This is a genomic window from Pseudonocardia phyllosphaerae, assembly GCF_046546475.1.
GTDB lineage: Bacteria > Actinomycetota > Actinomycetes > Mycobacteriales > Pseudonocardiaceae > Pseudonocardia > Pseudonocardia phyllosphaerae.
Map to the genome: position 1 here is coordinate 292,354 of NZ_JBKGXS010000004.1, position 15,633 is coordinate 307,986.

Here is a 15,633-nt window from a genome sequence, read left to right on the forward strand (position 1 = left end):
GGCCCCGGTGATCACCCGGTAGCCACTTCGCCCTTCTTCGACTGCTTCGCCGCGGCCGACCGCAGCGCCTCGGCGACGGCGGGCGCGACGGACTGGTCGAACACGCTGGGCACGATGAACGACGGGTTCGGCTCGGCGACGACGTCGGCGATCGCGGTGGCGGCGGCCAGCATCATCTCGTCGGTGATGTCGTGCGCCTGCGCGTCGAGCAGGCCGCGGAACACACCCGGGAACGCGAGCACGTTGTTGATCTGGTTCGGGTAGTCCGAGCGCCCGGTCGCGACGACCGCGGCGTGCTGCATCGCCACCGCCGGGTCCACCTCCGGGTCCGGGTTGGCCAGTGCGAACACGACCGCGTCGTCGTTCATGGTGGCCAGCTCCTCGGCGCCGAACAGGTTGGGCGCGCTGACCCCGATGAACACGTCGGCACCGGCGAGCGCGTCGGCCAGCGTGCCGCTGCGGCCCTCCTTGTTGGTCTGCGCGGCGATCGAGACGAGGTTGTCGTCCATCCCCTCGCGTCCAGCGTGGACGATGCCGTCGACGTCGACGGCGATGACGTCCGCGGTCTCCTCCGAGCCGAGCAGCCGAATGATCGCCGACCCGGCCGCGCCGACGCCGCAGACGACGACCTTGACGTCGGAGAACTTCTTGCCGACCACCCGCAGGGCGTTGCGCAGCGCACCGAGGACGACGACGGCGGTGCCGTGCTGGTCGTCGTGGAAGACCGGGATGTCGAGCATCTCGCGCAGCCGGCGCTCGATCTCGAAACAGCGCGGCGCGGCGATGTCCTCCAGGTTGATGCCGCCGTAGCCGGGGGCGATCAGCTGGACGGTGCGGATGATCTCGTCGGTGTCCTGGGTGTCCAGGCAGACCGGCCAGGCGTCGACGTTCGCGAACTGCTTGAACAGCGCCGCCTTGCCCTCCATCACCGGCATCGCCGCAGCGGCGCCGATGTTGCCCAGCCCCAGCACCGCGGAGCCGTCGGTGACCACGGCGACGGTGTTGCGCTTGATCGTCAGCCGGCGGGCGTCGTCGGGGTTGTCCGCGATGGCCATCGACACCCGGGCCACACCCGGGGTGTAGGCCCGCGACAGGTCGTCACGGGTGCGGAGGTTGACCTTCGACCGCACCTCGATCTTGCCGCCGAGGTGCAGCAGGAAGGTCCGGTCCGAGACCTTGCGGACCGCGAAGCCGTCGAGCGACTCGATCGCGGCCTTGATCTCCTCGACGTGCTCGGTGTTGCGGGCGTTGACCGAGATGTCGACGACGAGGGAGTCGGTGCGCGACTCGACGACGTCGAACGCGGTCACGACACCGCCGACCTGGCCGACCGCGGCGGTCAGGTCACCGGCCGAGGTGGGGTGGGCGGGGACGTCGACGCGGGCGGTGATGGCGTAACCGGGACCGGGAATGGACACGGCCGGAAACGGTACGCCCGTGGTGGCCCTCTCCGGGAGGAGAGGTGACGCGCCCGCAGGTGTGATCCGTCCGGCACACGCCGCCGCGAGACCACTCAGGACGGTGGGGGGTCCACGATCCGCGGCAGTTCCCCGGTGGTCGCGTCGGCGACCGCCATCTTCGCTGCGGAGTCGGTCGGGGCGCGCCCGCCCAGCGCGGCCAGCGCGACGGCGTCCCCGACGTCGGCGCCGGCGCGTTCGGACAGGATCCAGCGCACCTCGAGCAGGTCGCAGTAGGCCTGTACCGGGTCGCCGACCCTGCCGAGCGCACGGTGCGCCTGCTCCGATCCGGGCACCAGGCAGTGATCCGACCAGCTGCGCGCGGCGGCGCGTTCGCCGACGTCCATCCCGGTGCGGCGGTGCATCCACTCGCGGTGCGCCTCGAGGTCGCCGAGCAGGATCCGGGCCTGCCCCTCGCCGACGTCGAGCCCGGTCAGCGCGCGCAGCCGGTCGCTGTGGAACGTGCGGTCCCCGACGGCGATCCGCAGCCGCGAGCGGCCCTCGTCCTCGGGCTGCAGGCTGATCTCGTCGACGGCGAACCCGAGGTCGTTGAGCTCGCGGATCGCGCCCTCGACGCGGTAGCGGTCGTCGAACGGGAACACCGGCTCGGCGTGCAGCGCGCCCCACAGCGTCCGGTAGCGGTCGGTCAGCGCGGTGGCCTCGTCGATGAGGTCGCCGAAGATCTCCGGCGGGCGCTCCAGCCAGGTCGCGACGTCGATCATCCCGGCGGCGACGTTCTCCACCAGGATCGACAGGTCGTGCTCGCGCTGCCCGTCGGACAGCCCGCCCGGGTGGATCTCGCTGGTCTCGGCGTCGACCAGATACGCCTGCAGCAGCTGGCCGTCGCGCACGAACAGCGTGTTGGCCAGCGAGCAGTCGCCCCAGAACACGCCGTGCCGGTGCAGCTCCACCAGCAGCGACACCATCGCGTCGAGCAGCCGGGCGCGGTGGCGGGGCCGGTTCGGCGGCAGCCGCAGGAACAGCCGCCGGTACTGCCAGGACCCGGTCAGGTAGCGGGTGACGAGCACCGCGGTCTCGTGGTCGGGCTGCTCGACGAGCCCGGCCGGGCGCGCGGCCGGCAGCCCCGCGTCCTCCAGCCGGCGCAGCACGTCGTACTCCCGGCGGGCGATCCGGACCGGCTCGTCCTTGAGTGCCCAGAGCGCGCCGTCGGTCTCGACGAAGCGCACGAGGTGCCGGCTGGGCCCGACCTCGACATCGCGCAGCGGGACCGCGGTGGCGTCCCAGTCGGCCAGCGGCTGCTCCCACGGCAGGCCGAGCAGCCCCGGACCGGGGGCGCGCAGGACGAGCTCGGGTGGGGGCACGGCCACATGTATGCACCAGACCGGCAATCGGAGCAACACCGGCGCCCCGCCGCCGTAGCCACGGGTCTCGGTTCCGCGACGCTCCGGGCGGACACGCGCGTCCTGTCGGTGGTGCGTGTCACGATGACCTCGCCGGACGCGGTGGTCCGGTGGACGGGGGGTCGATCGTGCCGAACAGACGTCGCTGGCGGCGGGGGCTGGCCGCAGGAGCGGCGACGGCCGTCCTGCTGGGGCTGGCCGGGTGCGCAGGCGGTCCGGTGGGACCGCCGGTCCTGAACTGGTACATCAACCCCGACGACGGCGGCCAGGCCGAGATCGCGGCCCGGTGCAGCGCGGCCTCCGGCGGGCGCTACTCGATCGTGACGTCCACGCTGCCGCGCGAGTCCTCCGACCAGCGCCAGCAGCTGGTCCGCCGGCTCGCCGCCGAGGACAGCTCGATCGACATCATGAGCATCGACCCGCCCTACGTCCCGGAGTTCGCCGCGGCGCAGTTCCTCGCCCCGGTCCCGGAGGCGACCGCGCAGCGGACCACGCAGGGTGTCGCCCGCTCGGCCGTCGAGGGCGCGACCTGGGAGGGGAAGCTGGTGACGGTCCCGTTCTGGGCCAACACCCAGCTGCTCTGGTACCGCAAGTCCCAGCTCCCCGGCAGCGGGCTCGACCCGTCGAAGCCGATCACCTGGGACCAGCTCGTCGCCGCGGCGAAGGCGAAGAACTCGCAGGTCGCGGCACAGGGCAAGCGTGCGGAGTCGCTGACCGTGTGGCTCAACGCGCTCGTCGAGTCCGGTGGCGGGAAGATCGTCACCGACCCGTCGCCGGAGGACCCGAAGCGGATCGGGCTCGGCCTCGACTCCCCCGCCGCCACGCACGCGGCCGAGATCATGAAGGCCGTCTCCGGGGTCGGCGGGCCCGCGTTCTCCACCACCGCCGAGGACGAGAACGCCCCGGCCTTCCAGAGCGGCCAGGCGATGACCGCGGTGATCTGGCCGTTCATCTGGGGCAAGCTGAACAGTGCGGTCGCCGACGGTTCGGTGCCGCAGTCCACCAAGGACGACTACGGCTGGGCCCCGTTCCCGCGCACCGACCCGGACCGCCCGCCTGCCCCGCCGCTGGGCGGCATCAGCCTCGGCGTCGGTGCGTTCAGCCCGCACCCGGACCTGGCCTACGCCGCGACCGAGTGCATCACCTCCGCGGAGAACCAGAAGGACTACTTCCTCACCAACGGCAACCCGGCCGCGAAGGTCGCCGTGCTCAGCGACCCGGACGTGGTGAAGAAGTTCCCGATGGCCCCGCTGATCGCGCAGATGCTGCAGCTGGCGAAGCCGCGGCCGCCGACGCCGTACTACAGCGAGGTGTCCGAGTCGATCCAGCGCACCTACCACCCGACGGCCGGGATCGACCCGCCCACCGTCGGGCCCGCGACGGCCGGCCTGATCCGGGCGGTCCTGGCGAAGGAGAAGCTGCTGTGAGCGCACGCCCAGCAGCCCCCGCCGAGCCCGCGGCCTCCCCCGCGCCCGCCGCCGGCGGCACGGGCCGCTCCGACCGGGCGCGTGCCGAGCAGCGTCTCGGCTGGCTGCTCGCCGGCCCGGCGTTCGTGATCATGCTGCTGGTCACGGCGTACCCGATCGCGCAGGCGTTCTGGTACTCGCTGTTCGACTACCGGCTGACCGACCCGGCGAGCCGAGAGTTCGTCGGGCTGAACAACTACCTGGTGATCCTCTCCGACGAGATCTGGTGGACCTCGTTCGGCGTGACGACCCTGATCACGGTGGTCACCGTGGCCGTCGAGCTGGTGCTGGGGTTCGCACTGGCCCTGGTGATGCTCAACGCGTTCTCCAAGATCCGGCCGGTGCTGCGGGCGGCGATCCTGATCCCGTACGCGGTGATCACCGTGGTGTCGGCGTTCGCCTGGCAGTTCGCGTTCTCCCAGGACTCCGGGTTCGTGAACTCCTGGTTCGACTGGGTGCCCGGCATCGGGGAGAACACCGACTGGTTCGGCAGCTGGGGACTGTCGCTGGTGGTGATCTGCCTGGCCGAGATCTGGAAGACCACACCGTTCATCTCGCTGCTGCTGCTCGCCGGGCTCGCCCAGGTGCCCGACGTGCTGCAGGAGGCCGCCCGGGTCGACGGTGCGTCGTGGTGGCAGCGGATGTGGCGGGTGACGCTGCCGAACATGAAGGCGGCGGTGATGGTCGCGCTGCTGTTCCGCACGCTCGACGCCTTCCGGGTGTTCGACTCGGTGTTCGTCATGACCGGCGGCTCGAACGGCACCGAGACGGTGTCGTTCCTGGCCTACCGGCAGACGATCTCGCGGGTGGAGATCGGGCTCGGGTCGGCGGTGTCGGTGCTGCTGTTCCTGTCGGTGGTGCTGATCTGCGTGCTGTTCATCAAGGGGTTCAAGGTCGACCTGTCCCAGGCACGAGGGGAGAAGTAGGTGTCCACCCGCGAGAAGGTGCTCTGGGTGATCGCCGGGATCGCCATCGTCGTCTACGGGCTGTTCCCGGTCGGCTGGATCGTGTCGCTGTCGCTGAAGTCGGCCTCGGACATCGCGAACAAGAAGTTCCTGCCCACCGAGATCTCCTGGGACAACTACTCCCAGATCCTGGTCGGCGACGCCGCGGAGCTGTTCCTGCCCGCGCTGCGGAACTCCTTCGGGATCTGCCTGCTGGCGACGGCGATCGCCTGCGTGCTGGCGATGTTCGCCGCCTACGCGATCGCCCGGCTGGAGTTCCGCGGCAAGAAGCTGATCCTGTCCACCGCGCTGGCCGTGGCGATCTTCCCGGTGATCTCGATCGTGACGCCGCTGTTCAACCTGTGGCGCCTGATCGGGCTCTACGACACCTGGCCGGGCCTGATCATCCCGTACCTGTCGCTGACCCTGCCGCTGTCGATCTGGACGCTGTCGGCGTTCTTCCGCGAGATCCCGTGGGAGATGGAGCAGGCCGCACAGGTCGACGGGGCGACGACCTGGCAGGCGTTCCGCAAGGTGATCGTCCCGCTGGCCACCCCGGGCGTGGCGACGACGGCGATCCTGGCGTTCTTCATCGCCTGGAACGACTTCGCCTACGGCATCTCGCTGACCTCCACCGGCGCAGCCCGCCCGGTCCCCGCCGCGCTCGGGCTGTTCTCCGGGGCGTCGCAGTTCGAGTCGCCGAACGGCCCGATCGCCGCCGCCGCGGTGATCGTCACGATCCCGGTCGTCGTGCTCGTCCTGATCTTCCAGCGGCGGATCGTCGCCGGCCTGACCAACGGCGCCGTCAAGGGCTGACCCGCTTCTCCCGCACCAGGAAAGGACCCCGATCCGCCATGGCGTCGATCGAGATGCGCAACATCGTCAAGAAGTACGGCGACGGCTACCCGGCCGTGAACGACGTCAGCGTGGACATCGCCGACGGCGAGTTCATGATCCTCGTCGGCCCGTCGGGCTGCGGGAAGTCCACGCTGCTGCGGATGATCGTCGGGCTGGAGGACATCACCTCCGGTGACATGGTCATCGGCGGGAACCGGGTGAACGACAAGGCGCCGCGCGAGCGGAACCTGTCGATGGTGTTCCAGAACTACGCCCTCTACCCGCACCTGACCGTCTACGAGAACATCGCGTTCCCGCTGCGGCTGGCGAAGGCCTCCGAGGAGGAGGTACGCAAGAAGGTCGACGACGCCGCGACCGTGCTGGAGCTGCACGAGCACCTGCAGCGCAAACCCGCGAACCTCTCCGGCGGGCAGCGGCAGCGCGTCGCGATGGGCCGCGCGATCGTGCGTGACGCCGACGCGTTCCTGTTCGACGAGCCGCTGTCCAACCTGGACGCGAAGCTGCGCGGGCAGATGCGCACCGAGATCTCCCGGCTGCAGAAACGCCTCGGGATCACCACGGTCTACGTCACCCACGACCAGACAGAGGCGATGACCCTCGGGGACCGGGTCTGCGTGCTGCGCAAGGGGATCGTCCAGCAGGTCGCCTCGCCGCGGGACCTCTACGAGCACCCGGCGAACCTGTTCGTCGCCGGTTTCATCGGGTCGCCGCCGATGAACTTCCTGCCCGCGACCGTCAACGGCGCCTCGCTGGAGACCCCGCTGGGCACGATCGGGCTCGACGACGCCCGCGCCGAGGCCGTGCGCGGTCACGACCTGGTGCTGGTCGGGGTCCGCCCGGAGCACTTCGAGGACGCCGAGCTGGTCGACGAGGCGATCGCGCCGCGCGGGACCACGTTCGAGGCCGACGTCGACGTCGTCGAGTGGCTCGGCGACAGCCAGTACGCCTACCTGCCCTACACCGCGCCCGAGGAGGTGACCGCGAAGCTGCGTGACCTGTCCCGGGAGCTGGACTCCGACCAGCTGCGCACCCAGGCCGTGGTGTCGGTGGACGCGGCGTCGCGGGTCGCCGAGGGCAACCGGACGACGTTCTGGCTCGACACCCGCCGGATCCACCTGTTCGACCCGGAGAGCGGCGAGAACCTGGCCCGGTGAGCGCGGTGCGGATGTGCCCCGTTCAGGCGTGCGCGCGGCGCAGGCCCTGCCGGTGCCGGGTGGTGGCGACGCCGGTCAGCGTCTTCGCCATCACCGCGCACACGAACCGCTGGGTCGGGTAGGTCGCGAGCCACGCGGCGCGGCCGGCGACGCCGCGTGGACCGAACCGCAGCACCTGGGTGTAACGGCTGGTCAACCGGCCGGTCGGCTCGACGGTGATCTCCAGCTCGGCGGTGCCGGGCAGCCCGGCGGCGGTGCGCAGCAGCAGCCGCCGCCCGGGGTCGACCTGCTCGACGCGCCAGCGGTCGAGCCGCTCCCCCACCTGCAGCGCGCGGCCGGGGGCGGCGGGCGGGTCGTCGCCGGAGCCGCCGGCGAGGACGTCGAGCACGCTGCCCACCGTCCCGAGCCCGGGGACGGTGTACCAGCCGTGCTCCCCGCCGAGGGTCTCGACGACCTGCCAGACCGCGTGCGCTGGGGCGTCGACGTCGTAGGTGTCGGTGGCCGACCAGCGGACCGGGCCGGAGCCGGGTGGGTCGGACGGGGATCCGGCGGCGTCGCCGTCGTCGTCGAGGGCGCGGCGGACCGCCGTGCGGTACGGGGTGTGGCCACCCGGCGGCTCGCCGATCAGCGCGTCGAGGTCGGCGATGTCGGCGGGGTCGCAGACGAGCTCGTGGCGCATCGACTCGACCAGCGGCTCGGCGAGACCACGGGGTACCGGGGTGAGGGCGGCGACGAGCCGTCCGGTCAGCCGGGGCGCGGCGATCGGGACGGGCAGCGGCAGCGGGCGCAGCAGCCCGGCCTCGGCCGCGTAGCCGGTCATCAGGGTGCGGTAGGTGCAGACGTCGGGGCTGCCGACATCGAAGGCCCGGTTCACCTCGGGCGGCAGCTCCAGGCAGCCGGCGATCGCGTGCAGCACGTCGCCGACGGCGATCGGCTGGATCCGGTTCCACACCCGGTCCGGCATCGGCAGCACCAGCGGGCCACCCATCGAGACCTCGGCGAGGTGGCGGATCATCTCGAAGCTGGCCGAGCCGGTGCCGACGACGATGCCGGCGCGCAGCACCGCGGCCGGGACGGGGCCGTCGAGCAGGATCTCGCCGACCTCACCGCGGGAGCGCAGGTGCCCGGAGACCCGGCGCCGGCCGGCGGCGTCGGCCTCGTCGGGCTGCAGCCCGCCCAGGTAGACGATGCGCGCGACGCCCGCGTCGGCGGCGGCGTCGGCGACGACGTGCGCGGCCTCGCGGTCGCGCCGGGCGTAGCCGGGGCCGTCCATGGCGTGCACGAGGTAGGCGATCGCGTCGATCCCGTCGACGGCCTCGGCGACGGCGGCGGGGTCGCGGACGTCGCCCTCCACGACGTCGACGTCGGCGGCCCAGGGGTGCACGTCCAGCTTGGCGGGGGTGCGGGCGAGGACGCGGACGTCGTGCCCGGCGGCGAGCAGGCGCGGGACGAGACGCGAGCCGATGTAGCCGGTCGCGCCGGTGACGAGGACGTGCATGCCCCGATCCTCGCGGTCCGGCCCGTCCGGCGCGCGGTGGGCGACACGCCCGGGGCACGCCCACGGTCGGAGCCGTGCCCGGGTCCCACGGGCGGAGCCGTGCCCGAGTCAGGGCACTCCGGCCAGGCGCAGCAGTGCGGTGGTGCCCGCGGCCAGGACGACGACCAGCACGAACGGCACTCTCCGCCACACCGCGACACCGGCGACGGCGACCCCGGCGGGGCGGGCCCACCCGGCGAACTCCGGGCCCTCGAACCAGGTGCCGGTGGCGACGAGCGCGACGAGCAATGCCACGGCACCGAGCTCGACGATCCGCACGGTGCGGTCGGAGAACGCCATCCGCTCGTGCAGCAGCAGCGGGCCCAGGCGCATCAGGTAGGTGCCGACGGCGAGGACGGCCAGTGCGGTGATCGTCATGCCGGCTCCCCGGAGGTGCCGTGCGGGTCGTGGGTGCGCTCCGGGGTCGCCGCGCCGGATGTTGCCGGGGCCGGGACGGCGTCCGAGGCCGGGGCGGGGTGCAGCCGCCCGGCCGCGCCGACGCCGAGCATCCCGGCCAGCACGGGCAGCCCGGCGGGCAGCAGCGGCGAGCACACCAGGGACAGGGCCGCGGCTGCACCGCCGACCCGCTGCGCGTCCGGACGGTGCAGCATCGGGGCGAGCATCGCCAGCAGCGCGGCGGGGAACGCCGCGTCCAGCCCGAGCGCCGACGGGTCGGGCACCATCGCCCCCAGCAGCAGCCCGGCGACCGTCCCGACCTGCCAGAGCGTGAACTTCAGCGCGCCGAGCAGCCAGAACGCGCGCCGGGCCCGGCCCGGCGACCCGTCGGTGCGGGCCAGGACGAACGCGGTCGACTCGTCGGTGACGACGTGCGCGGCCGGGAAGCGGAGCCGGCCGCCGCCGACGTGGCGGGCCAGCGCCAGCCCGAACGGCAGATGCCGCAGGTTCAGCACCAGCCCGGCGACGACCGCGGCCCAGATCCCGCCACCCGCGGCCAGCACGCCGGTGACCAGCAGCTGTGCGCCGCCGGCGAAGACCAGCAGGGACATCGCGACCGTCATCGCCGGGGACAGCCCGGCGGCCGGGGCCAGCGCACCGAACGACACTCCGACGAGCCCGACGGCGACCGAGATCGTCGCCGCGTCGCGCAGGTCGGGGACGGTCTCGGGATACCGGCGTAGCCGTCCCGGCCGCGCGCCTGTTCGCTGTACCGAACTCATGACCGGTACGGTGAACGACGAGAGTACCGTTCGTCAAGCCGAACGAGAGGACCGATGAACCGAACGCCAGCCGAGGCGGGCGCACCGGCGTCCCCACTCGCGACCATCGCTGCGTCCATCCGCCGGGAACGTGACCGCCTGGGGATCTCCTCGGCCGAGCTCGCCCGCCGGGCCGGGATCGCCAAGTCGACACTGTCGGCGCTGGAGGCGGGGACCGGGAACCCCAGCGTGGAGACGCTGTGGGCGATCGCGGTGGTCGCCGGGGTGCCGTTCAGCGCGCTGGTGGAGCCGGCGACGTCGTCGACCCGGGTGGTGCGGGCGGCCGAGCAGCCGGCGATCCGGTCGGAGAACTCGCCGTTCACCGGGGCACTGCTCTCGACCTGCCCGCCCGGCGCCCGGCGGGACCTGCACGTGATCACCTCGGAGCCCGGCGAGCGCCGCAGCTCCGAGGCGCACATCCCCGGCACGATCGAGCACCTGGTGGTGTCGAACGGCCGGTGGAGTGCCGGGCCGGACGGCGAGGAGGTCGAGCTCGACCCCGGTGACTACGTCACCTTCCCCGCCGACCGGCCGCACGGCTACCAGGCACTGACCCCCGGCGCCTCCGCGGTCCTGATCATGGAGTACCGCTGATCAGGGGCCGCTCGGACCCCGCGTCGCGGAGTCACCGGACGGGTCCGGCCCGCCCTCGGTGAGCCGCTTCGGCAGCTCGAGGACGTCGTCCAGGAGACCCTCGCTGCCGCCCTTCTTCTTGTCGCCGCTCGTGCTGTCCCCGCTCTTGCTGTCACTGCTCTTGTCGTCGTTCTTGCTGTCGCCGCTCTTGCTGTCCCCGCTGCCGCCGTTGTCGTCGGCGTCGCCCTTCTCGGACTCCGGCAGCGGGTACTGGCGCACCCAGTCGACCTGCATCTCCGACGGCTTCACGTCGCCGCCGCCCTTCGGGAACCAGTCGAGCTGGATGCACAGGTGCATCGGCCCCGGCGGGAAGATGTCCTTCTTGCTGGTGGTCCACCAGCGCTTTCCGTCGACGAAGGCGGTGACGTGGTCGGGCGTCCACTCGACGGCCCAGTTGTGCCACTGGGTCGCGTCGACGGCGACCTCGCCGTGCTCCTGGCTGTTGTCCTCGCCGTAGTGCAGGAACATGTTCGTCCGCTGACGGGTCGAGTCGGTCATCTCCATGAAGTCGATCTCGCCGCCGACCGGGAAGTTCTCCGCGGTCGGCCACAGCAGCAGCAGCGCGTTGTACGTCGGGTCCGACTTCGGGGCACGGACGCGTCCCTCCCAGCGGCCGTACTTCTGGCTGCCGTCGACCCACGCCATGCCTGCGGTCTTACCGTTCTCGTCGCCGTTGATGGTGAGGATGCCGTCCTTCACCGACGCGGCGTCCGGTGAGCGGCGGCCCTTTCCGGCGTGCCCGGGGCCGTCGTACATGTTCCAGCCCGACAGGTCGCCACTGTCGAAGTCGTCGACCTTGTTGGGGGCGCCCCAGTTGTGCATCACCGCGGCCGACGACCCGGCGCCCGGGTAGGAGTCGGGCCGCTTCGGCTGCGCCGGCTTGTTCGGCGTGGCCGGTTTCGCCGGTGTGGCCGGCTTCGCCGGTTCGCTCGGCTTCGCCGGACCGGCCGGTGCCGCCGGAGTCGCCGGTGCAGCCGGTGTCGCCGGAGTCGCCGGAGTCGCCGGAGTCGCCGGTGCGGCTGCGGCCGAGCAGCCGGCCGGGGTCTGCGCCGGGGCGCCGGACGGGGTGTCGCCGGCCTTCCCCGAGCCGGCGTCACCACCGTTCCCAGCGGCCGGCGGGGTGGCCGGTGCGGCCCCCGCTGGTGTCGTCGCACCCGGCTTGGTCTCCGCCGGCTTGGTCTCCGCCGGCTTGGTGCCCGAGGGCGTGGTGCCCGCCGGCGTGCTCTTCGACGGTGTCGTCGCGCCCGGCTTCGTGCCCGACGGCGTCGTCTTCCCGGCGCCCGGCCCCGCAGGCTTCCCCACCTGCGGCGACGTGCCACTGCCCTGCTGCGTACCGGTCTTCCCCGAACCGGTGCGCTCGGACAGCGCCGGGATGGTGGGGTCGGCCGCGTCGCGCCCGGCCGACCTCCCGCCCGACGACGCAGACGACACCGACGACGTGGATGACGCCGACGACACCGCCCCCGATGATGCCGGTGAGTCCCGCGAGCGCGCCGCCGTGGCGTCGGCCTCGCCCTCCGAGCTCTTCTTCGGCGAAGCCGTGCCGTTCTTCGGCGAAGCCGCGCCGTTCTTCGGCGAGGCCGCCGTCGACGACGAGCCCTTCTTCGCGCCCGTCCCACTCGACGTGCCCGACGACGAGCCGCTCTGCGAGGAGGACCCGGCCTTCGCACCCGAGCCTGTCGCACCGTCACCCGAACCGCCCTTGCCGGTCCCGGTGTCACCCGTACTTCCGTCACCCCCGGTGGGCTTCTCACCCGTTCCGGATCCCCCGGTCGTACCCGGACCGCCTGCCGGGCAGTCCGCGGCGGCCGCGGGAGTCGGTACCTGTGCCCCCGGTGCGGCGAACGCCGCAGCCGGGAAGCTGATCAACATCGCTGCGGTGATCGCGGCGACCCTCACTGAGCGTCCCATGAAGCTCCTCCGCCCCTCCGGTCTCGTGAGCCACAGGCGACGCTAAACGGCGCACAGTCACCATGTGCACCGCTGTCACCACATCGAGTAGGCAACCCCTCCGATCGATGAACGCGCAGCGTGCCCGGGCGGTCACCGACCCGCGGTCGGGTGACCACTCGCGTCACGCATCCGTGCGCACGCAACGAGGTACGCGCGGCGTCACCGGACCGGGACACGGGTCCGGACACGACGAACGCCCCGCCCGGCGGGTGCCGGACGGGGCGTCGGTCGAGAGGTGCTCGCTCAGCGAGCGGGGTGGCTCACCAGCCGCGGGTGGCGTACCGCTCGTCGTCGGGGAGCTGGTCGACGTTGATGCCGACCATGGCCTCACCCAGTCCGCGGGAGACCTTGGCGATCATGTCGGGGTCGTCGTGGAAGGTGGTGGCCTTCACGATCGCCGACGCGCGCTGCGCCGGGTCGCCGGACTTGAAGATGCCCGAGCCGACGAACACGCCCTCGGCGCCGAGCTGCATCATCATCGCGGCGTCCGCCGGGGTGGCGATGCCACCCGCGGTGAACAGCACGACCGGCAGCTTGCCGGTGCGCGCGACCTCGGCGACCAGCTCGACCGGGGCCCGCAGCTCCTTGGCCGCGCCGTAGAGCTCGGCGGAGTCGAGCGCGGCCAGCGCGCCGATCTCGGCCCTGATCTGGCGCATGTGCCGGGTGGCCTCGACGACGTTGCCGGTGCCGGCCTCGCCCTTCGAACGGATCATGGCCGCCCCCTCGGAGATGCGGCGCAGGGCCTCACCGAGGTTGGTGGCGCCGCAGACGAACGGCGCGGTGAAGTTCCACTTGTCGATGTGGTTGGCCTCGTCGGCCGGGGTGAGGACCTCGGACTCGTCGATGTAGTCGACGCCGAGGGACTGGATGACCTGGGCCTCGACGAAGTGGCCGATGCGGGCCTTGGCCATGACCGGGATCGAGACGGAGTCGATGATGCCGCTGATCATGTCCGGGTCGGACATGCGGGCGACGCCGCCGTTCGCGCGGATGTCGGCGGGCACGCGCTCGAGGGCCATGACGGCGACGGCGCCGGCGTCCTCGGCGATCTTCGCCTGCTCCGGGGTGACGACGTCCATGATGACGCCGCCCTTGAGCATCTCGGCCATGCCGCGCTTGACCTGCGCGGTGCCGTGCTGCGGACCGGCGGTCTCCGGGGTGTTAACGGGTGCGGACACGAGAGATCTGCGCTCCTCGGATGGCGTGCGTGTGACCCCCCGAGTGTACGTCGGTCCCCGGCGGCGGCTGCGCGGGTTCCGGGGCGGGTTCCGGCTCGAGGTCCGGTGCGGGGTCCGGCGCGGGCACCGGGTCGGCGATCTCGAAGTACGCCGGCGACGGTGCCGTGCCGTGCAGTCGCAGGATCCGCACCAGCCGCCGGGACCGGAGCACGAGGGTGTCGCGAACGGCGTCGTTGTGCACCCGCCGTGCCAGGACGACGAGCTGGGCGGCGTCGGCGAGCTCGACGGCCTGCGCCGGCGGCACCCGATCCGGGTCGATCGTCGACAGTGCCCTGGTCACGGCCCTGGTCAGGGCGTTTTCCGCGGCCTCGCGGCGTTCCCGGGCGCCTGCCGGGTCGCGGCCGTCGGGGGTGGGTGCCGGCTGCGCCAGGGCGTTCCGCGCGGCACGGCGCAGGCGCTCCGCCGCCCCGTCGCCGGGGCCGCCGTCGGCCGCCCCGGGCGCGGTCCCGTCGGAGGTGCAGGCCGCGCAGCCGGTGCTGCCGGCGCTGTCGGCGCTGTCGGCGCTGTCGGCGATCCGCAGGGCGACCTCGGCGCGGCGGGCCAGCGCCCCGGCGAGCCCCGCGCGGGCGGCGTCGAGCCGGACGTGCAGCCGGTCCAGCCGCCGGGCCCGTGAGAGGCACCACACGGTGAGCACGGCCACGACCAGCAGGACCAGAACGCCGGTCACGGCCGCGAGCACGCTCACCGCGCTCCCCCGGCGACGGGTGCGGAGCGGACCGTGCGGGGGTCGGCGGCGGTCGCGGCCCGGTAGACCTGCAGCACGGCGTCGGCGACGACCGGCCAGTCGAAGCAGGCGGCGCGGGCCCGGCCGGCGGTGCGCAGCGCGGCACGTTCGCGGTCGTCGCCGAGCACCCGGCCGAGGGCGGCGGCGAGCGCACCCGGGTCGCCCGGCGGGACCAGCACCCCGGCCGGAGGGTCGCCGAGCACCGCGCGGAAGGACTCGATGTCGCTGGCCACCACCGGGGTGCCGGCCGCCATCGCCTCGGTGAGCACCATGCCGAAGCTCTCGCCGCCGCGGTGCGGGGCGCAGAACACGTCGGCCGAGCGCAGCGCAGCGGCCTTGGTCGGCTCGTCGACGGCGCCGAGCACATCGACCCGGGGGGCCAGGTCGGGTCCGGCGGCCCGGAGCAGCGCACGGGCGTCGCCGGGCCCGACGACGAGCAGCCGCACGTCCGGCGGCAGGCGGCGCAGCGCGTCGAGCAGGACGGCGGCGCCCTTGCGGGGCTCGTCGAACCGCCCGACGAACCCGACGGTGCGTCCGGGCCGGTGCAGGCGGGGCCCATCGGCGAACGCGGGCACATCGACGCCGTTGGGGATCTCGGTGGCGTCCCCGCCGAGGTGCTCGACCTGCACGCGGCGGGCGGTGTCGGAGACCGCGATCCGGGCGGTGACCTTCTCCATCAGCGGCCGCAGGACCCCGCCGAACGCGACGAGCGCCCGCGAGCGCGGGGTGGCGGTGTGGAAGGTGGCGACGACCGGGCCGCGGGCGGCGAGCAGGGCCAGCGCCGAGACGCTGGCCGTCGTCGGCTCGTGCAGGTGCAGGACGTCGAACTCGTGCGTGGCCAGCCAGCGTCGCACCCGGCGCCATGTGACCGGCCCGAACGTCACGCGGGCGACGGATCCGTTGTAGGGCACGCCGAGCGCGCGTCCGGTCGAGGTCACCGAGTCGGTCGTCGCGGTCGGCCCGGTGGCGGGGGCGAGGACGTGCACGACGGCGCCGCGAGCGCGCAGCGCGCGCGCCAGGTCGAGGACATGGCGCTGCACGCCGCCGGGCACGTCGAGCGAGTACGGGCAGACCATGCCCACCCGCAGCGG

15 protein-coding genes are annotated in these 15,633 nt (G+C 73.2%); 6 read left to right on the plus strand and 9 right to left on the minus strand.

What is annotated here, in order from left to right; all coding sequences use genetic code 11:
- Positions 1–11: 11 nt before the first annotated feature.
- A complete protein-coding gene (locus ACLE50_RS11800; protein ID WP_410943507.1) occupies positions 12–1,418 on the minus strand; it encodes an NAD-dependent malic enzyme in 1,407 nt (468 codons plus the stop codon).
- A 95-nt stretch (positions 1,419–1,513) separates the two neighbouring features.
- Positions 1,514–2,779 (minus strand): DUF4032 domain-containing protein, encoded by a 1,266-nt coding sequence (locus tag ACLE50_RS11805; RefSeq protein WP_410943508.1) that lies wholly within the window; start codon positions 2,777–2,779, stop codon positions 1,514–1,516.
- Between the two features lie 167 nt (positions 2,780–2,946).
- On the opposite strand from ACLE50_RS11805, the gene ACLE50_RS11810 reads away from it, so the two are divergent.
- Genes ACLE50_RS11810 through ACLE50_RS11825 form a run of 4 tightly spaced genes read left to right on the plus strand, consistent with a single transcriptional unit; the run spans position 2,947 to position 7,240 of the window.
- Entirely contained in the window at positions 2,947–4,245 is a 1,299-nt protein-coding gene (locus ACLE50_RS11810) for an extracellular solute-binding protein (protein WP_410943509.1), read from the plus strand.
- Complete coding sequence (locus tag ACLE50_RS11815) at positions 4,242–5,210, plus strand: carbohydrate ABC transporter permease (RefSeq protein WP_410943510.1); 969 nt, start codon at positions 4,242–4,244, stop codon at positions 5,208–5,210. The genes ACLE50_RS11810 and ACLE50_RS11815 overlap by 4 nt, the downstream gene beginning before the upstream one ends.
- Complete coding sequence (locus ACLE50_RS11820) at positions 5,211–6,044, plus strand: carbohydrate ABC transporter permease (RefSeq protein ID WP_410943511.1); 834 nt, start codon at positions 5,211–5,213, stop codon at positions 6,042–6,044.
- A gap of 38 nt (positions 6,045–6,082) precedes the next feature.
- A complete protein-coding gene (locus ACLE50_RS11825; RefSeq protein ID WP_410943512.1) occupies positions 6,083–7,240 on the plus strand; it encodes an ABC transporter ATP-binding protein in 1,158 nt (385 codons plus the stop codon).
- A 22-nt stretch (positions 7,241–7,262) separates the two neighbouring features.
- On the opposite strand, the gene ACLE50_RS11830 is transcribed toward ACLE50_RS11825, so the two are convergent.
- The 3 genes from ACLE50_RS11830 to ACLE50_RS11840 all read right to left on the minus strand — a co-directional run bounded on the left by ACLE50_RS11830 (position 7,263) and on the right by ACLE50_RS11840 (position 9,955).
- Entirely contained in the window at positions 7,263–8,738 is a 1,476-nt protein-coding gene (locus ACLE50_RS11830; protein ID WP_410943513.1) for a DUF2867 domain-containing protein, read from the minus strand.
- Between the two features lie 108 nt (positions 8,739–8,846).
- The gene (locus tag ACLE50_RS11835; RefSeq protein WP_410943514.1) at positions 8,847–9,155 is read right to left on the minus strand and encodes an AzlD domain-containing protein; all 309 of its coding nucleotides are present in this window, start codon (positions 9,153–9,155) and stop codon (positions 8,847–8,849) included.
- A complete protein-coding gene (locus ACLE50_RS11840; RefSeq protein ID WP_410943515.1) occupies positions 9,152–9,955 on the minus strand; it encodes an AzlC family ABC transporter permease in 804 nt (267 codons plus the stop codon). Before ACLE50_RS11840 ends, ACLE50_RS11835 begins: the two co-directional genes overlap by 4 nt.
- 54 nt (positions 9,956–10,009) lie before the next feature.
- On the opposite strand from ACLE50_RS11840, the gene ACLE50_RS11845 reads away from it, so the two are divergent.
- The gene (locus ACLE50_RS11845; protein WP_410943516.1) at positions 10,010–10,588 is read left to right on the plus strand and encodes a helix-turn-helix domain-containing protein; all 579 of its coding nucleotides are present in this window, start codon (positions 10,010–10,012) and stop codon (positions 10,586–10,588) included.
- On the opposite strand, the gene ACLE50_RS11850 is transcribed toward ACLE50_RS11845, so the two are convergent.
- Positions 10,589–11,449, minus strand: coding sequence for a glycoside hydrolase family 16 protein (locus ACLE50_RS11850; RefSeq protein WP_410943583.1), 861 nt, complete (start codon positions 11,447–11,449; stop codon positions 10,589–10,591). It abuts the gene before it with no gap.
- A gap of 67 nt (positions 11,450–11,516) precedes the next feature.
- Between ACLE50_RS11850 and ACLE50_RS11855 the strand changes: the two genes are divergently transcribed.
- Positions 11,517–12,584, plus strand: a complete 1,068-nt coding sequence (locus ACLE50_RS11855; protein WP_410943517.1) for a hypothetical protein — start codon at positions 11,517–11,519, stop codon at positions 12,582–12,584.
- A gap of 256 nt (positions 12,585–12,840) precedes the next feature.
- Here the strand turns inward: ACLE50_RS11855 and pdxS are convergent, their stop codons facing one another.
- From pdxS to ACLE50_RS11870, 3 genes are read right to left on the minus strand one after another with little or no spacing between them, the layout of a single operon-like run.
- Positions 12,841–13,758: a pyridoxal 5'-phosphate synthase lyase subunit PdxS gene (gene pdxS / locus ACLE50_RS11860; protein ID WP_410943518.1), complete on the minus strand. Its 918-nt coding sequence runs from the start codon at positions 13,756–13,758 to the stop codon at positions 12,841–12,843.
- Entirely contained in the window at positions 13,742–14,503 is a 762-nt protein-coding gene (locus tag ACLE50_RS11865; RefSeq protein WP_410943519.1) for a hypothetical protein, read from the minus strand. The genes pdxS and ACLE50_RS11865 overlap by 17 nt, the downstream gene beginning before the upstream one ends.
- Positions 14,500–15,630 carry a glycosyltransferase family 4 protein gene (locus ACLE50_RS11870; RefSeq protein WP_410943584.1) on the minus strand — a complete coding sequence of 377 codons (1,131 nt, stop codon included), beginning with the start codon at positions 15,628–15,630 and terminating at the stop codon, positions 14,500–14,502. The genes ACLE50_RS11865 and ACLE50_RS11870 overlap by 4 nt, the downstream gene beginning before the upstream one ends.
- Positions 15,631–15,633: the final 3 nt, after the last annotated feature.